General features: G+C 57.1%; 10 protein-coding genes and 2 rRNA genes. 5 read left to right on the top strand and 7 right to left on the bottom strand.

Translation table 11 applies throughout. The annotated features are described in order from the left end of the window. Positions 1–122: 122 nt before the first annotated feature. Together AB6729_RS08795 and rrf are read left to right on the top strand one after the other, a co-directional pair. Positions 123–3070 (top strand): 23S ribosomal RNA (locus tag AB6729_RS08795). A 145-nt stretch (positions 3071–3215) separates the two neighbouring features. Continuing rightward, positions 3216–3332 (top strand): 5S ribosomal RNA (gene rrf / locus AB6729_RS08790). A gap of 254 nt (positions 3333–3586) precedes the next feature. On the opposite strand, the gene AB6729_RS08785 is transcribed toward rrf, so the two are convergent. Then, positions 3587–4267 (bottom strand): ribonuclease HI family protein, encoded by a 681-nt coding sequence (locus AB6729_RS08785; protein WP_371081248.1) that lies wholly within the window; start codon positions 4265–4267, stop codon positions 3587–3589. Positions 4268–4383: 116 nt separating this feature from the next. After that, positions 4384–6075: a hypothetical protein gene (locus AB6729_RS08780; protein ID WP_371081247.1), complete on the bottom strand. Its 1692-nt coding sequence runs from the start codon at positions 6073–6075 to the stop codon at positions 4384–4386. Positions 6076–6133: 58 nt separating this feature from the next. On the opposite strand from AB6729_RS08780, the gene AB6729_RS08775 reads away from it, so the two are divergent. After that, positions 6134–6589: a peroxiredoxin gene (locus AB6729_RS08775; RefSeq protein ID WP_371081246.1), complete on the top strand. Its 456-nt coding sequence runs from the start codon at positions 6134–6136 to the stop codon at positions 6587–6589. Positions 6590–6603: 14 nt separating this feature from the next. On the opposite strand, the gene AB6729_RS08770 is transcribed toward AB6729_RS08775, so the two are convergent. Beyond that, the gene (locus AB6729_RS08770) at positions 6604–7125 is read right to left on the bottom strand and encodes a hypothetical protein (protein WP_371081245.1); all 522 of its coding nucleotides are present in this window, start codon (positions 7123–7125) and stop codon (positions 6604–6606) included. A gap of 169 nt (positions 7126–7294) precedes the next feature. Here AB6729_RS08770 and AB6729_RS08765 point away from each other — a divergent pair, with 169 nt between their 5' ends. Further along, the gene (locus AB6729_RS08765) at positions 7295–8464 is read left to right on the top strand and encodes an FAD-dependent oxidoreductase (protein ID WP_371081244.1); all 1170 of its coding nucleotides are present in this window, start codon (positions 7295–7297) and stop codon (positions 8462–8464) included. A 9-nt stretch (positions 8465–8473) separates the two neighbouring features. Here the strand turns inward: AB6729_RS08765 and AB6729_RS08760 are convergent, their stop codons facing one another. The 4 genes from AB6729_RS08760 to ftsZ form a co-directional block, all read right to left on the bottom strand. Further along, entirely contained in the window at positions 8474–9190 is a 717-nt protein-coding gene (locus AB6729_RS08760) for a M15 family metallopeptidase (RefSeq protein ID WP_371081243.1), read from the bottom strand. A 32-nt stretch (positions 9191–9222) separates the two neighbouring features. Beyond that, positions 9223–10818 (bottom strand): NAD(P)H-hydrate dehydratase, encoded by a 1596-nt coding sequence (locus AB6729_RS08755; RefSeq protein ID WP_371081242.1) that lies wholly within the window; start codon positions 10816–10818, stop codon positions 9223–9225. A gap of 69 nt (positions 10819–10887) precedes the next feature. Next, positions 10888–12279 (bottom strand): penicillin-binding transpeptidase domain-containing protein, encoded by a 1392-nt coding sequence (locus AB6729_RS08750; RefSeq protein ID WP_371081241.1) that lies wholly within the window; start codon positions 12277–12279, stop codon positions 10888–10890. Between the two features lie 143 nt (positions 12280–12422). Continuing rightward, positions 12423–14039, bottom strand: a complete 1617-nt coding sequence (ftsZ, locus tag AB6729_RS08745) for a cell division protein FtsZ (RefSeq protein ID WP_371081240.1) — start codon at positions 14037–14039, stop codon at positions 12423–12425. Positions 14040–14330: 291 nt separating this feature from the next. On the opposite strand from ftsZ, the gene AB6729_RS08740 reads away from it, so the two are divergent. Next, complete coding sequence (locus tag AB6729_RS08740) at positions 14331–15656, top strand: sugar porter family MFS transporter (RefSeq protein ID WP_371081239.1); 1326 nt, start codon at positions 14331–14333, stop codon at positions 15654–15656. Positions 15657–15685 lie beyond the last annotated feature (29 nt).

Here is a 15685-nt window from a genome sequence, read left to right as displayed (position 1 = left end):
CAGCTTGCAGGTAGTCTCTGCAAGACATGACGATTTAGTGTTGATGTGTCTTTAGGATAAGTAACAAGGCGAATATAAATGGACACTCGCCGCAGAGTAATCTGCGTGCGAGTAAATTCTATGAACAAGCTACTAAGGGCGCACGGTGGATGCCTTGGCAGAATCAGGCGATGAAGGACGTGGCAAGCTGCGATAAGCTTCGGGGAGCCGCACACAGGCGTTGATCCGGAGATTTCCGAATGGGGAAACCCACATACGCAAACCGTATGTATGTCTCACTGAATAAATAGGTGAGAACAGGCGAACGGGGGGAAGTGAACCATCTCAGTACCCCCAGGAGAAGAAAGAAACCTCGATTCCGATAGTAGTGGCGAGCGAACTCGGAATAGCCCAAACCCGTTTTATTTCGGTAACACGGGGGTTGTAGGGCCTGCAACAAGTAGAGTTACCAATCCAGTAGATAGTCGAAGCCCCTGGAAAGGGGCCCCACAGAGCGTGACAGGCGCGTAAACGAAATTTATCTGGACTCGAAGCAGGTACCTGAGTAAGGCGGGGCACGAGAAACCCTGCTTGAATCCACGGGGACCATCCCGTAAGGCTAAATACTCGATTCTGACCGATAGTGAACCAGTACCGTGAGGGAAAGGCGAAAAGCACCCCATTGAGGGGAGTGAAAAGTACCTGAAACCGTGTGCCTACAAGCAGTGGGAGGACTATGCCCGTAAGGGAATGTCTGACCGCGTGCCTATTGCATAATGAGCCGGCTAGTTATTCTTGTCAGCAAGGTTAAGCGTGAGCGAGCCGCAGCGAAAGCGAGTCTGAATAGGGCGTTAAGTTGGCAGGAATAGACGCGAAGCGGGATGATCTACCCTTGGCCAGGTTGAAGATGGGGTAACACCCATTGGAGGACCGAACCGGTGTTTGTTGAAAAAAGCTCGGATGAGCTGAGGGTAGGGGTGAAAGGCTAATCAAATTCCGTGATAGCTCGTTCTCTCCGAAATAGCTTTAGGGCTAGCCTCGGGTGATTTGCGTTGGTGGTAGAGACATGATTGGACTAGGGGGCTTTCCGGCTTACTGAATCCAGCCAAACTTCGAATGCCAATGACAACCAGCCCGGGAGTCAGACTGTGGGGGCTAAGCTTCACAGTCGAGAGGAAAACAGTCCAGACCGCCTGCTAAGGTCCCCAAATTATAGTTAAGTGGGAAAGGAAGTCGGAACGCTCAGACAGCCAGGAGGTTGGCTTAGAAGCAGCCATCCTTTAAAGAAAGCGTAATAGCTCACTGGTCAAGCGGTCCGGTGCCGACAATACAACGGGGCTAAAACTATATACCGAAGCAGCGGATGCACACTTTTAGTGTGCGTGGTAGGAGAGCATTCTCGCGACAATGAAGTACGACTGAGAAGACGTATGGAGTTTCGAGAAGAGACCCTGCCGGCATAAGTAGCGATAATGAAGGTGAGAACCCTTCACGCCGAAAGTCTAAGGTTTCCTGAGGAAGGTTAATCCGCTCAGGGTTAGGCGGTCCCTAAGCTGAGGCCGAAAGGCGTAAGCGATGGACATCCGGTTAATATTCCGGACCTCCCAATATCTCGTTATTACGATGGGGTGACGCAGAAGGATAGGCAGGTCGTCATATGGCTATGGCGGTCGATGCACGTGAAGCTGGACCAGATAGGCAAATCCGTTTGGTCTTAACAGTGAGGTGCAAAGCAAGCCCTTTAGGGTGTAAGCTGCTGATTTCATGCTGCCAAGAAAAACCTCTAAGGAGAGAGATTGGGAACCGTACCCCAAACCGACACAGGTAGACGAGGAGAATATCCAAAGGCGCTCGAGTGAAGGCTTGTTAAGGAACTCGGCAAATTAGACCCGTAACTTCGGGAGAAGGGTCGCCACGTTAGGGTTAATAGCCCGAGGTGGCCGCAGTGAAACGCGTACGGCGACTGTTTAACAAAAACACAGGTCTCTGCAAAGTCTAAAACGACGTATAGGGGCTGACTCCTGCCCGGTGCTGGAAGGTTAAAAGGAGGGGTTAGCGCAAGCGAAGCTCTGAATTGAAGCCCCAGTGAACGGCGGCCGTAACTATAACGGTCCTAAGGTAGCGAAATTCCTTGTCGGGTAAGTTCCGACCTGCACGAATGGAGTAACGATCGTACGACTGTCTTAACGAGTTGCTCGGCGAACTTGTAGTACCGGTGAAGATGCCGGTTACCCGCAGCTAGACGAAAAGACCCCGTGCACCTTTACTATACTTTTACTATGGGTTACGGCAATTGCTGCGCAGGATAGGTGGGAGGCTTTGATACCGGGATCTCGGTTTCGGTGGAGCCAACGGTGAGATACCACCCTGCGATTGTTGTGACTCTAACCTCCTCCCCTGATCGGGGAGAGGGACATAGTAAGACGGGTAGTTTGACTGGGGCGGTCGCCTCCTAAATTGTAACGGAGGCGCGCGAAGCTACACTCAGGCTGTTTGGAAATCAGCCGTCGAGTGCAAAAGCATAAGTGTGGTTAACTGCGAGACCTACAAGTCGAGCAGATGCGAAAGCAGGCTTTAGTGATCCGGTGGTTCTGTATGGAAGGGCCATCGCTCAACGGATAAAAGGTACGCCGGGGATAACAGGCTGATCATTGCCAAGAGTTCATATCGACGCAATGGTTTGGCACCTCGATGTCGGCTCATCGCATCCTGGAGCTGTAGAAGGTTCCAAGGGTTAGGCTGTTCGCCTATTAAAGCGGTACGTGAGCTGGGTTCAGAACGTCGCGAGACAGTTCGGTCTCTATCTGCTGTGGGCGTAGGAGATTTGAAGGGGGCTGTCCTTAGTACGAGAGGACCGGGATGGACGAACCTCTTGTGTTCCAGTTGTCTTGCCAAAGGCACGGCTGGGTAGCGAAGTTCGGTTATGATAACCGCTGAATGCATATAAGCGGGAAGCATGCCCTAAGATGAGATCTCCCAACCCGTAAGGGATAAGAAGGGCCCTGGAAGACCACCAGGTTGATAGGCTGGATGTGGAAGCGCAGTAATGCGTGTAGCTTACCAGTACTAATCGCCCGTTCGGCTTGATCATAGAATTTACTCTGCGCAGAAACTCTGCGATCCAAGAGATAATTCAACGCAAGCCAAGTAGTTATTAAGACAAATCCAAAATTTGGTATATCGTCTACTCAATCTATTCAGTCGTGAAACCTCGCACATGCGAGTTTCGACAATTTGCTGGTGATAATACCGCGAGGGTCACACCCGTTCCCATCTCGAACACGGAAGTTAAGTCTCGCTGGGCCGATGGTACTGCACGGGTAGCTGTGTGGGAGATTAGGTGATCGCCAGCATTACATCGAAAAGCCCACTCTTCGGAGTGGGCTTTTTTGCGTCTGCCTTCTTTTATAGAGGTTCGTTCCTAACTTCTCGATCACCGTCTTGAGCAATCCGCTTCGGAGATTGTCTGGACACCTCTGGGTGTTAATGTATCGGTTGATTCGTTCCATATGGCAGCGCCGCCCGTCATCCAACCGGGCGGCGCTTTTATGTAAGTCTGCAATCCATCCCATGAATTCAGAGATAGTTTGAAGGACACGTGCTTTCGCTATTCGCGGATGATCTTCACAAACACGCCGTCCGGTAGTGACTTTCCACCCAGTAAATGAATCGCGCCGTCGCGGACGAACCCTCGCAGCATTTCACCTGGAGGAGGATTGACTGCGGCTGGTTCAGTGCGTCTGGCTGCAGGATCAAGCTGTCGCGGTGCCGGAGGCGCAGAAGATGTCTGCGGATACGGTGTCGCTTTGGTCGCGGGGGATGCCTTACCCATGCCACGATCCATGGCCTCATTGGCGAGGCGGTCCGCGGTTTTGTTTTTGTGGCGCAGGGCGTGCGAGATGTTGAAGAGTTCCAGGCGGGCAATCCGTCGCCTGGCTTCTTCGAAGAGCGGTCGTAGATCGGGACTGTTGACCTTGTACTTGCCCTGGATCTGTTTCACCATCAATTCGCTATCGCTCACGACTTTTACACGCGTGTAGCCGTTATCCAAAACCCACTGGAGGACACCGAGCAGGCCGCTGTATTCGGCAAAGTTGTTTGTTTTGAAGCCCAGGAATTCGCTTAGTTCTGCGAGGACAACGCCATCTTCTTTCGCGATAACCGCGCCATAGCCGGCAGGGCCGGGATTGCCTCGTGCTCCACCATCGCAATGGGCCAAGAGAGTAATGGCTGAAGTATTGCGGGGGGACGAGGGCTGGGTTGACGCGAATAGATCTCCGGTAGACATTCGTTTATTGAAACAGCGAGTCCGGGAGTCAGCAAGGTCTCTGGTGTTGATCTTGACCTTCGGCGCGGTTGGGCAGGCACCTTGATGCGTTCTTGTATCTGGAACGGGCCTGTTGCTTATAGGACGGTGGTTCCGCTGATGAAAACCTGGTCTGTCTTGTTTCCAAGGAGACGATAGAGAGCGAATTGTCGTGAGCTGCCGTGACGAAGTTCCATGAGGATTTCGGCGCGGTTGGTTGCATCGGCGTCGACTACGTCAATGGGGCGGTAACGCGGGATGCGGTCGAGATGAAGGTTGTCGGTAACGCTTCGCATGGCCGGATGGAGTGAGCCGTCCGGGTCGGTGTTCGCGACGACGGTGACAAAACGCTCTGGGTGTTCGTCCGTGGCTGGAATGCGGGCGAAGAAGGTATAGCTGACGGGCGCGCTGAAATAGAGCTGGTAGGCGTGCATCTGTTCGTCTGCGAATGAGACGGAAGGCGCAGGCGGGGCCGTCTTAGCGTTTTTTGCACTGTGGCTGCGGCCAGTGGATACCTTGCCGGTTTTCGCTGGCCTGGCTGAGGGCTTAGGAGTTGTAGTCGTCTCTAAAGCATCGGTTGCGAGTGCTGGGTTCAGCACGACCGCTTTGGCCAGGTCTTCCAGGGCACTGAGCGCCGCCGCGCGTTCTGTGTTGCTGCTGAATTTGTAGGTGAAGTCGTGTTGTGGGCGGTCTTTCGCATCGCTTACCGCAATGATCGATTCCAGAGGTGTCGAGAGCGTGGAAGCTGTCGGGGCTTTCACTTTTACGACCGCCTGAGTATCGTCCTTTGCTGTGGTGAGAGCGCCACGGCGCAGGACAGGGCCACCGGACATGGTGTCTCCACCGGATATGGTGGCACCTTCTGCCACGGTTTCATTCGCCGAGGAGCGGACGTCGGTGGGCCCGGCTGCGCGTGTGTCGGCGGCTTTTGCGGTGCTGCGGCTGGCCAGTTCCATGGGATCTGGCGGCAGCGTATTCGGATCATCTTCATCGACGGTACGATGACGGATGGTGGGACGATCGGGGTCGTCGGCAGGGGAATTGTTCTGCGTAACGGTTGCCTCGGGTGGCTTCTTGGAATCCTTCTTGTTCGGCTTGCCCTGATCTCCCGTGTTGTGCGCAGAGGATTCCGGCGAACGATGCAGCGTGGGGCGCTCCGGATCGACGGCGTCCTTGTCTTTCTTGCCAGAACCGTAATCGTCCAGGGATACCTTTGCGGGCGTGTCCTCTTCGCGGCATTCCTCGGGAATCGCGGCCGCGGCGGCTTTGGGGTCGGCGGCAGGTGGTTTGGACCCGAAGTGGGGCTTGCTATCGTCCTTGGTAGCTTCCTGTACGACGTGGGCATTACCGCAGTTGGGGCGGATGCGGCCAGCCTTGGGCGCCTTTGGAACAGAGACATGGCCGTAACCGAACCAGCCGTCATCAAAGGGGATGTTCGCGGCGATGGCGCTTCCGGCAAAATTACGCGAGGCGATCAGGTCGAACACATTTTGTTGTATGCCACTCTTTTGTAGGTCGTAGCGGATGCCGGATTCCAGGGCAAAGGGAACAGGGCGCGCCAGATAAATACCGGCGTCTTCATAGTGGCCGCCAATAAAAAGCGACACGGGGATGAGGCGGGCCGCCTTTGGCTTGATGGGGTCGTCGCCAACATATTCGTACAAGGCTACGGCGCGGGTGACCTGATCCGGTTTGGCAACCTTGTGCATTTGCGCTACCGCCGCCACGGGCAGGGAGCACAACACGGTTGCGGCAGAAAGCCATCGGAGGGCGGACGAACGGGCGCGCATACTACTCCATTGGACGGTGAAACGTTCTCAACAGCATACGCGGCGTAAGCTAGGAACTATGAAGATTGGCGACATCGTAGACTTTACGCTTCGGGATCAGGATGGCAACAGCGTCTCTCTTTCACAGTTTCGCGGATCGCCCGTGGTGCTGTTTTTCTACCCGCGTGCCGACACGCCGGGCTGCACCGTGGAAGCCTGTGAGTTTCGCGATATCTACGGCAAGCTAAAATCCGCAGGCGCGGTGTTGCTGGGGATTTCACGCGATACGGAGGGGAAGCAGAAGAAATTTGCCACAAAGTTTTCGCTGCCCTATACGCTGCTGGCGGACCCGGAACTGGCTGTGGCCAAGCAGTTTGATGTGGTTCGCGATGCCACCATGTATGGCAAGCCAGTGATCAAGATTGAGCGATCCACGTTTCTGTTTGATCGCGAGGGTAAACTTGCAGCCGAATTTCGCAAGGTGAAGCCGGAAGGGCATGCAGCAGAGATGCTGGAGGCTATTCGGAAGGCCTAGCTGCACGCGACGGCTTAGTAGGCAGGAAAAATCAGGGTTTGCTGGGGGACGACGGTCGCCTCTGTGCCCTTTGCAGGGGCAGCATCGGCTGTCAGCCGCAGACCCTGTTTGCCTTGTACGGTAATGACCTCGCTCAACTCATCCTGGCCGTTCATGCGGACAATCTGAAGACTTAGTTCGCCGGCGCTGGACATCTGCCCGGCCGCAGCAACAGCGACCACCGTAAGCTCGACGGGGCTTCCTGCTGGAGCGTTGCCGATAGCCTTGACCAATTTCCCGTGCAATCTCTGGCCGTTGGCCGCATGTGCGCTGTCCACAGCCTGATCCAGATGAACCTCAATGGGGGTTCCCGCGGCGACGCCCAGGTTATTGCGCATTGTCGCAATGGGAAGGGAAGCGCCGCTGCTTGCAGTTCCGTTGCTTCCCAGGATGGAGAGCGTATCCTGCGCAGGCGGAGCCGAAGCGAGAGGGCTGCTCTGCGCTGGCAGGCTGCATGCAAAAAACAGCAGGAACGCACTATGCATAATAATTCGCATCAGCAATTGGGATGAATTCTGTTAGCGGGTGGGTTGTCGCGCATTCTGGCGTCGTACCTGGTTTTGTGAGCTATCCGAACGTTCCGTAAACGCATCCGTTCTATAAAGATCGTGACGAAAATCCGGTCATGTGACCGTACTGTGAAATGTGCGAAGGGACCCGGGAAGTATGGCGACACGCATGGAAGACGTGATCATAGTTGGCGCGGGACCAACGGGACTGTCGCTGGCTGCAGAGTTGCGACGTCTCGGCATTGGGGCGATGTTGTTTGATCGGCTGGTGGAAGGCGCGAATACGTCACGTGCGACCGTTGTTCACGCGCGAACGCTGGAGGTGCTGGAGCCACTTGGCATCAGCGACACAATGGTCGCGCGAGGCATTCCATTGCGCGCGGGGCACCTGCGAGAAACAGGCGGCGCTATTAAAGCAACGATCGCGTTTGATGAACTGCCAACGAAGTATCCATTTGCATTGGCGCTACCGCAGAACCTGACGGAAGAAATTCTGGCGACGAAGCTGCGCGCATTGGGTGGATCCATTTTCCGCCCCATTGAGGTTACGTCTCTGACGCAGACACCGGATTGCGTCACGACAACGTATACCGCTGCAGGAACGCTTGTGCAGGAACTATGCGGGCGCTGGGTGGTGGGTTGCGACGGGATGCGCAGCACGGTGCGCCAGGCGGCGGGCATCGCCTTTACCGGTGGCGACTATGAGGAGTCGTTCGTGCTGGCGGATGTGAAGATGGACTGGCCACTTTCCTCGCACGCAGCGGCGAACACGCTGGAGTTATTCCTGGGGGACCAAAGCATCACACTGGTTGCTCCGCTGCCGAACAACATCTGGCGCATCATTGCCACGCAGGAAAATCCGCCACAAAATCCTGCGGTAGAGGATTGCCAGCGGATTCTGGATGCACGCACCGTTCCCGGCGCGAAGGTGCATCAAGTGGTTTGGTCTTCGCGATTCCACATTCATCATCGTGTGGCGAGCAAACTGCGGCAGGGGCGTGTGCTCATCGCTGGCGATGCGGCGCACGTGCATTCGCCTGCAGGTGGGCAGGGAATGAACACAGGCGTGCAGGATGCGGTGTCGCTTGCCAGCGCGCTGGTCGTAGCGATTCGCAATGGGGATGAATCGGAACTAGCTGCGTGGGAACAAAAGCGTCTGAAGATTGCGCATTCGGTTGTGAACACTACGGACAAGATCACGAAGTTGGCGCTGTCCGCGAACCCACTGACACACCTGCTTCGCGAGACTATGCTGGGGGTGTTCGGACATGTGCCTGCTGTGGGACACGCGATGGCGAGACGACTGTCGGAGATTGATAACCGTTAGGTAGGTTTCCTATCGAATGTTTTCGAAGGGAACATTCAGGATGGGGTACTGCTTCCAGTCGCGGTAATCGAAGTGCCACCATTCGGTGGGGTTTATCTCGAAGCCTTCTTTTGTCATGGCGTGGCGAAGGATACTGCGTAACTGGCGTTCTTCCGCAGAGCCACCAGAGTAATCTGCGTAGGCGCGCTCCGTCATCTCGTCGTAGCCGCTGGGCATGGTGACTTCTTCGCCTGTCTTCAGATCGTATAGAGACAGATCCACAGCGCATCCACGATTGTGTTTCGATCCGGCTTTCGGATCGGCGACGAACATCTTTTGATGATTCGGAGTGGCGTCCCAGAAGATTTTTGTCACGTACCACGGACGGTATCCATCATGAATGATGAGGCCGTAACCAAGCGGACGCAGTGCATTGCTGGCGCGTGCTAACGCTTCAGCAGCAGGGCGTTGCAGGAAGGCGCGTGCCTGTGTATAGACTGGCGTGCCAAGGAAGTTGTTGGTACTCGCATAACGGATGTCGAGCTTGATGGTGGGATCAAGTGTGATGAGTTCCACCAGATCCGGTGTGCGGAAGTCTCCGGCTTCTTTGGGTGGCTGTGCCTGAAGCGCCTCTGCGCGAAGCTCCTCCACGGGATGCAGCGGCGTGATGCGGAAGGAAGGCACCTGTGCACGCAGCATGGTGCATGCAAGAACCGCGCCGCAGAAGAAATGAAGAACTCGCTTCATGAGGTTGATGTTTGCATGAGATGGTTGCAGAATCAATCGTGCAGACCGCAGATCCATTCGCCTATGTTGTCTGAGGTGCGATAGCGGAAGGCGCCGCTGAGATGAGCGACGGTATCTGTTGCGAGTACTGTGTGCTCGTCCATCTGGCGCGATGCGAAGTCACCTGCAAGGCCGTGAAGATATACGGCGGCTTCTATGGCTTCGCGTGACTGGTGGGTTTTTTGCGCAAGACATGCAGCAATAATTCCAGTGAGGATATCGCCGGAACCGCCCTTTGCCATGGATGGATTGCCGGTGGTGTTCACAGCAACCGAACCATCAGGGTGTGCAACAAGTGTGCGCGCACCTTTCAGCACCAGCGTTACGCCATGCTGCTGCGCGAAGCTGCGTGCAAGGTTCAGCCGGTCTGCCTGTACTTGCTTTGCTGTGATGCCAAGCAGTGTTCCCATCTCACCGGGATGTGGCGTAAGAACAATGGTGCGTGTGCCGTTACGTGAAGCTTCCTTCAGCTTTTCTGTCTGGCCCTTGAATGCGTTGAGCGCGTCGGCGTCGAGCACGAATGGGATATCTGTTTCAAGAACCAGGCGGCGGACAAACTCGGATGCTTCCCCCTCTGTGCCCAGGCCGGGGCCAATGGCAAGAACGGAGATTTTCTTCAGCCATTGGTCTTTGGTGCCAAGGTTCGCAAGCGCAACGGAGCCGGTCGCATCTTCCGTGAGCGGATGTGTCATGAGTTCCGGCGTGATCAACGCAACGGTATTCAGGATTGACTGCGGCACTGCTGCTGTGACCAGTCCGGCACCCGCACGCAGCGCGGCCAGCGATGCCATGGAAGGTGCGCCTGCTTTGCCTGCTGCACCGCCGATGAGCAGTACGTGGCCGTACATACCCTTGTTGGATTCAAAAGGGCGTGGCGATTCGAAGATATGTTTCGCGGTGCCTGTCCATGTGAGCTTTTGCTCGCTTGCGATGGCTGCATCAGGAGAACCAATGGGTGCGATAACGACTGGGCCGAAGACATTCGGCGCGGTGAGGTGTCCGAATGCGTGTGCGAGCTTGGGGGCGGTGAATGTTACGACTGCATTCGCGCGGAAAGCTCCTTCGGCGTATGTCTCCGTAAAATTTGCATCCCATCCGCTGGGCAGGTCGACAGCGATAACGAGAATGGTTGTATCTGCAACAATGTCGCGCGCTACGGCTGCGGGGCCTCGCAACGGTGGCGTGAAGCCTGTGCCGACGAGTGCATCCAGGAGAACGTCCGCTTCACGAATCGCATTTGGTAAGGCCTCCTTTATTGCGGTCTTATCTGCAAGAATGCGAACAACCGAACGATCCAGCGATTCGTAGGCCGCAGCCGCATCGCCTTTCAGCTTCGCAACATCTCCCAGAAGAAACACTTCCACGTTGCAGCCGGATTGCAGCAGGACACGTGCTGCCACCAATCCATCGCCGCCGTTATTGCCTGTTCCGGCCAGGATGAGGATGTTCTTTGCTGTTGGGTACTGCTGCCGTGCGAATTTTGCCACGGCAGTTCCTGCGTGTTCCATCAGTTCGCCAAAGGGGACACCGAAACGCTCGGCGGTGGTGCGGTCTGCGGCAGACATCTCGGCAGCGGTCAGTATCTTCATGCTGGTTTCCATTCTAAGAAGAAGAGCCCGGCGATGTGCCGGGCTCTTCTTTCGATGCATTATGACCGATTAGCAGGTGGCTGCATTCACGGCGCAGGGCTTGGCAAATCCCGTTGGCAGCGGAGCCGTTGCAGGCGTTCCCGTTGTCTCGGTTGCAGGGATGCTGCTGGTCGGCAGCGCCGCAGGTGTGGGGCTTTGACCCGGGATTGCGGTGGTGGCTGCCGATGGATCGGTCGCCGGTGACGTCGCTACCTGTGGAACAGCGTGTTGCTGGAAGTAACTCTTGTCTGCAAGCGCACGGTAAAAGACGCCGGTCAGTTCCGCTGCCTTGGGGCCGAAGGTAGGACGTCCACCAGTGAGGAAGAAGACAGTGACGATACGGCCATTGGGACCATCGCCGTAACCCGCGAACCAACCGAAGCGGGTCCCATTGTCAGAGCAGGTGCCGGTCTTGCCGAAGATGGGGAATTCGCTGAAGTTTGTGCGAAGGCTGCGCGCTGTACCGTAGGAAGCATCCACCGCTCCCGCCATTCCCGGCAGCATGTCCGGGATGTACTTCTGGATGTTCAGCGTGCGCTTCAGGCGCGGCTGGAAGCTGGCAATCTCTTCCGGTGTGGTGGGGTGCTGCAGATAGAAGAGCGAACCGCCGTTGGCAATGGCGGACACAATCGCGCCAAGCTGGAGCGGCGTCATCTCAACGCTTTCGCCGAAGGAGCACATCTTGCCCACGCCGCCCTTGGATTCCGGCAGCGGATGGTCCGGGTAAATGCCAAGTTGTTCGCCCGTAATGTTGTATCCCGCAAGCTCGCCCAGGCCAAACTGGTTGGCGTAGTGCTTGACGGTTTCAAACCCCATCTGGCGGCCCAACTCTTCAAAATATGGGTTGATGGAACGGGCAAGAGCGTAGGTCAGGTCGACCTTGTAGCCGCGGCCCAGGTTCACAGGCGTGTCCTTGGTGATGAGGCCTTCGGAGAGCGCCGCCAGCGCCACCGTTAGTTTGATGGTGGAACACGGTTCCGCGCCGGGACCCAGCGCCTGCTTCTGATTGACCATGGCCAGAACGCGGCCGTTCTGCGGGTCAATGGCCAGCGCGGTGCCATTCATGTTGCCCAGCGCCTGGATCAGAGAGGCGCGGACAAGCGGATCTTCTCCGGCGGTAACGTCGCCCAGGGTGATGTTGTCTACGTTGGTGGTAAAGGAGGGTGCGTTGAAGTGTTCGACGTAACGGACACGGCGAACCACGCGGCGTTTGCCGTGGGTCACGACGACGACATTCGTGGCGGTGACCGCTTTACGAGTCTTCGTCTTCTTTGTTCCGGCGTGCGCTGTGGAAACATGCGCAAGCTGTGCCTTGCCGTGGTGGGCTTGTTTACTGTTCTTTGTCATGGCAGGCATGGCCACAACAGCGGAAAGAGCAAGCAGGGAACAGGCCGCAACACGCAGACGCGGGAAAAAACTCATCGGCACAAACTCCTTCATAGACTCGCCACGCGAGCAACGCATGGTGGGAAGGACTCCCGGTCCGCGGTTCCATTGCCGCCGATCTCCCGGTCCATGCTGATTTAGACGTCCTTCGCTGCAATCGGGACGGTTGAGTGGCTTCGTTACAGGCTTCCCCGGCGCAAAAATGCGGGAATGTCGAGTTCGTCGTGCTCTTCCTGCGGTTCGGCGGGCGCTTGTCCTGAAAAAGTCGGTACGCGGACGTCGGTGCGCAGTGTGGGTTCTTCCGTCGGGTGAGTGCCGTCTTCCGTGCGACGCGGGCGAAGGAAAAAGTCGTCGTCAAAGACGCTGGCCGGCACAGGCACCAGTTCCGAGGGGTCCTGCTGTCTGGAGAAAGTCTGCGGTGGCTCAGGCGAAGTGGTGAAGATCGGATTGGCGGTAGCGGCAGGCGTCTGCGGTTCCGCATGGAAGACAGGAGCAGATTCCGTGCGAATGGGCTGCGGTTGGGCCGAGAACGCTTGCGCCTGCGGCGTTTCCGCTGATTGCGGCACAAAATTCTGCGGTTGTTGCGCTACCGGAGTGGGCGTTCCAAAAGTAGGTTGTGCCACGGGAAATGTCTGCTGCGGAACTGTCCGAACCGGCGGTGCTGCAGGTTGCGGGGGCGGAGCCTGATGCTGGACGGGCGCAGGGGGCGGTGCCACGTAACGCGGCTGAATGGGCGGGACGTAACCCTGTTCCGCGGCGGCTACTGAACGGGCCGGGCCGGGTTCCAGAAGACGCTCACGACGCTCCAGACCGTCCTGCTTCGGCTCCTTGAAGCCGGTGGCGATGACGGTAATTTTGATCTCATCGCCCATCTTCTCGTCCTGTACTGCGCCGAAGATGATGTTGGCATCTTCGTGGGCAGCGTCCTGGATGAGCACGGCTGCGTCGTTGACTTCGCTGAGCTTGAGCGAGGACGAGCCGGTAATGTTGATGAGGATGCCGCGTGCGCCGTCGATGGCACCCGCCTCCAGCAGGGGCGATGCCATGGCAGCCTGGGCAGCTTCGCGCGCGCGGTTGTCGCCGCTGCGGACGCCGGTGGCCATCACGGCATATCCCATGCCCGCCATGGTGGTCTTCACATCGGCAAAGTCGCGGTTGATGATGCCGGGAATGGTGATGATGTCAGAAATGCCCTGCACGCCCTGACGCAGCACATCGTCGGCAATGCGGAAGGACTCGAAGAAGCCCGCGTCCTTTGCAACGGCCAGCAGTTTTTCGTTCGGAATCACAATGACGGTATCGACGGCTTCCAGAAGTTCCTGCAGGCCGCGTTCCGCCTGCATCATGCGGCGCTTGCCTTCAAAGGAGAAGGGCCGCGTGACGACAGCAACAGTGAGCGCACCCATTTCGCTGGCCAGCGATGCGATAACTGGTGCCGCACCGGTGCCGGTGCCTCCGCCAAGGCCGGTGGTGACGAAGACCATGTCCGCGCCTTCCAGGGCTTCGATGATCTTGTCTGAATCTTCCAGTGCGGCGCGGCGGCCCACGTCAGGGTTTGCACCTGCGCCCAGGCCGCTGGTGAGCTTCACGCCAAGCTGCAGCTTGACCGGCGCCATCGAAGTCTTCAGAGCCTGCACATCAGTGTTCGCGGCGATGAACTCCACGCCCTCCACGCCTGCGGCGATCATGCGATTGACAGCGTTGTTTCCGCCGCCGCCTACGCCGATGACCTTGATCCGCGCGCCGCGCTGCATGTCGTCGTGGTAGTGGATTCGCAGATCTTCATCGGGCATCATGGTGGGGACTCCTTCACTCCGGCAGGGGGAAAACACAATCGCAAATGCGAAACAGCTTTGCGCATTTGCACAATGCGCTTTTAGTGATTCTGTCACGTTGGGCAGTGAGGATGCTCGTGCAAAACTTCGCCGAAGTGCGCGCGGAGTTCCATACTTGATTCCTCCCATGCAATTTCATAAAAGCATGGTCTTTTAAGAGGCCTTACAGGAAAGACGACCCCGAAGTTTCGTGGAATGGGTTCGTCCATGTAGAGTGCGCTGTAAGCACTTTCAGGCAATTTTCGGAGGCGTATGCAGATCAATGCGCAGGTAATACGCGCAACAGCAGTGGCCGGTCTCGGCGGCTTGCTCTTTGGCTTTGACACGGTTGTAGTTTCCGGCACCAACGCCTCTTTGACAGCGCTTTATCACCTGTCGCCGAGCGGACTCGGCTTTACCGTAGCTTCCGCACTGATTGGCACCGTGATTGGCGCCCTGACCGCAGGTATTCCGGGCCAACGGCTGGGCCGCCGCGACAGCCTGCGGATCATGGCTGCGCTGTACTTCGTTGCCGCACTGGGCTGCGCCTTTGCGTGGAGCTGGCCCTCGCTGATCGTCTTCCGCGTCCTTAGCGGCCTGGCAATCGGCGGCTCCAGCGTGCTGGGTCCCATGTACATCTCTGAGCTTTCGCCGACGCAGTACCGTGGACGTCTGGTGGGATTCTTCCAGGTGAACATTGTCGTCGGCGTCCTGATCGCCTACCTGTCGAACTACCTGATCGGCGCGCTGAAGCTTGGTGCAACCGAATGGCGCTGGCAATTAGGCGTGGCGGCGATTCCGGCTGCGCTGTTCGTTGTGGCGCTGTTTGGCATTCCGCGCAGCCCACGCTGGCTGGCCATGATGGGCCGCAGGGAAGAAGCCCTGAAAGTGCTGAACCTGATTGGCGATCCCGATCCGGAAAAGCGTCTGCAGCGTATTGAACAGGAAATCAACGAAGAGCGCGCCGTGGCCCATATGCCGCTCTTCCGCAAGGCACACGCCCGCGGCATCTTTGTGGCGGTGACGGTTGGTGCGTTCACGCAGTTTTCCGGCATCAACGCCATCCTGTATTACCTGAGCGACATCTTCCGGCTCTCCGGCTCTACCAGCCTTTCGAGCGCGGGGCAGTCTGTGGCCGTGGGCGCGACAAACCTGGTGGCAACGCTGATTGCGATGTCGCTGATCGACAAGATCGGTCGCAAGAAACTGCTGCTGACTGGCACATTTGGCCTTGTGATCTGTCTGTTCCTGGTAGGCCTGGTCTTTCACATGGATTCACACAAGACTCTGCTGGTGTGGCTGCTGATGGCGTACATCGCATGTTTTGCGTTCTCGCAGGGAGCCGTGGTGTGGGTATACATCAGCGAAGTCTTCCCGACTGCGGTTCGCGCTAAGGGGCAGGCCCTGGGAAGCTCATCGCACTGGATATTCAACGCGATCATTTCGTACGCGTTCCCAGTGATGCTGCGTCGCTCCAGCGCCGCGACCTTCTGGTTCTTCTCGGCCATGATGGTGTTGGACCTGGTGCTTGTGAGCACCCTGTATCCGGAGACAAGCAATGTATCGCTGGAAGACATTTCAGCGCATCTGAGCCACTAGAGCAATGTGTATGGCAATGAAAGGAGGCC

The organism is Terriglobus sp. RCC_193, from assembly GCF_041355105.1.
Classification (GTDB): domain Bacteria; phylum Acidobacteriota; class Terriglobia; order Terriglobales; family Acidobacteriaceae; genus Terriglobus.
The sequence above is the reverse complement of the archived record's forward strand: the minus strand, read 5'-3'. Positions and strand labels throughout refer to the sequence as shown.

Bases quoted from the DNA above. Each gene is read 5' to 3' on its own strand.
- AB6729_RS08785 (WP_371081248.1), bottom strand. From the start codon at position 4,267: ATGTCTACCGGAGATCTATTCGCGTCAACCCAGCCCTCGTCCCCCCGC.
- AB6729_RS08780 (WP_371081247.1), bottom strand. From the start codon at position 6,075: ATGCGCGCCCGTTCGTCCGCCCTCCGATGGCTTTCTGCCGCAACCGTG.
- AB6729_RS08775 (WP_371081246.1), top strand. From the start codon at position 6,134: ATGAAGATTGGCGACATCGTAGACTTTACGCTTCGGGATCAGGATGGC.
- AB6729_RS08770 (WP_371081245.1), bottom strand. From the start codon at position 7,125: ATGCGAATTATTATGCATAGTGCGTTCCTGCTGTTTTTTGCATGCAGC.
- AB6729_RS08765 (WP_371081244.1), top strand. From the start codon at position 7,295: ATGGCGACACGCATGGAAGACGTGATCATAGTTGGCGCGGGACCAACG.
- AB6729_RS08760 (WP_371081243.1), bottom strand. From the start codon at position 9,190: ATGAAGCGAGTTCTTCATTTCTTCTGCGGCGCGGTTCTTGCATGCACC.
- AB6729_RS08755 (WP_371081242.1), bottom strand. From the start codon at position 10,818: ATGAAGATACTGACCGCTGCCGAGATGTCTGCCGCAGACCGCACCACC.
- AB6729_RS08750 (WP_371081241.1), bottom strand. From the start codon at position 12,279: ATGAGTTTTTTCCCGCGTCTGCGTGTTGCGGCCTGTTCCCTGCTTGCT.
- ftsZ (WP_371081240.1), bottom strand. From the start codon at position 14,039: ATGATGCCCGATGAAGATCTGCGAATCCACTACCACGACGACATGCAG.
- AB6729_RS08740 (WP_371081239.1), top strand. From the start codon at position 14,331: ATGCAGATCAATGCGCAGGTAATACGCGCAACAGCAGTGGCCGGTCTC.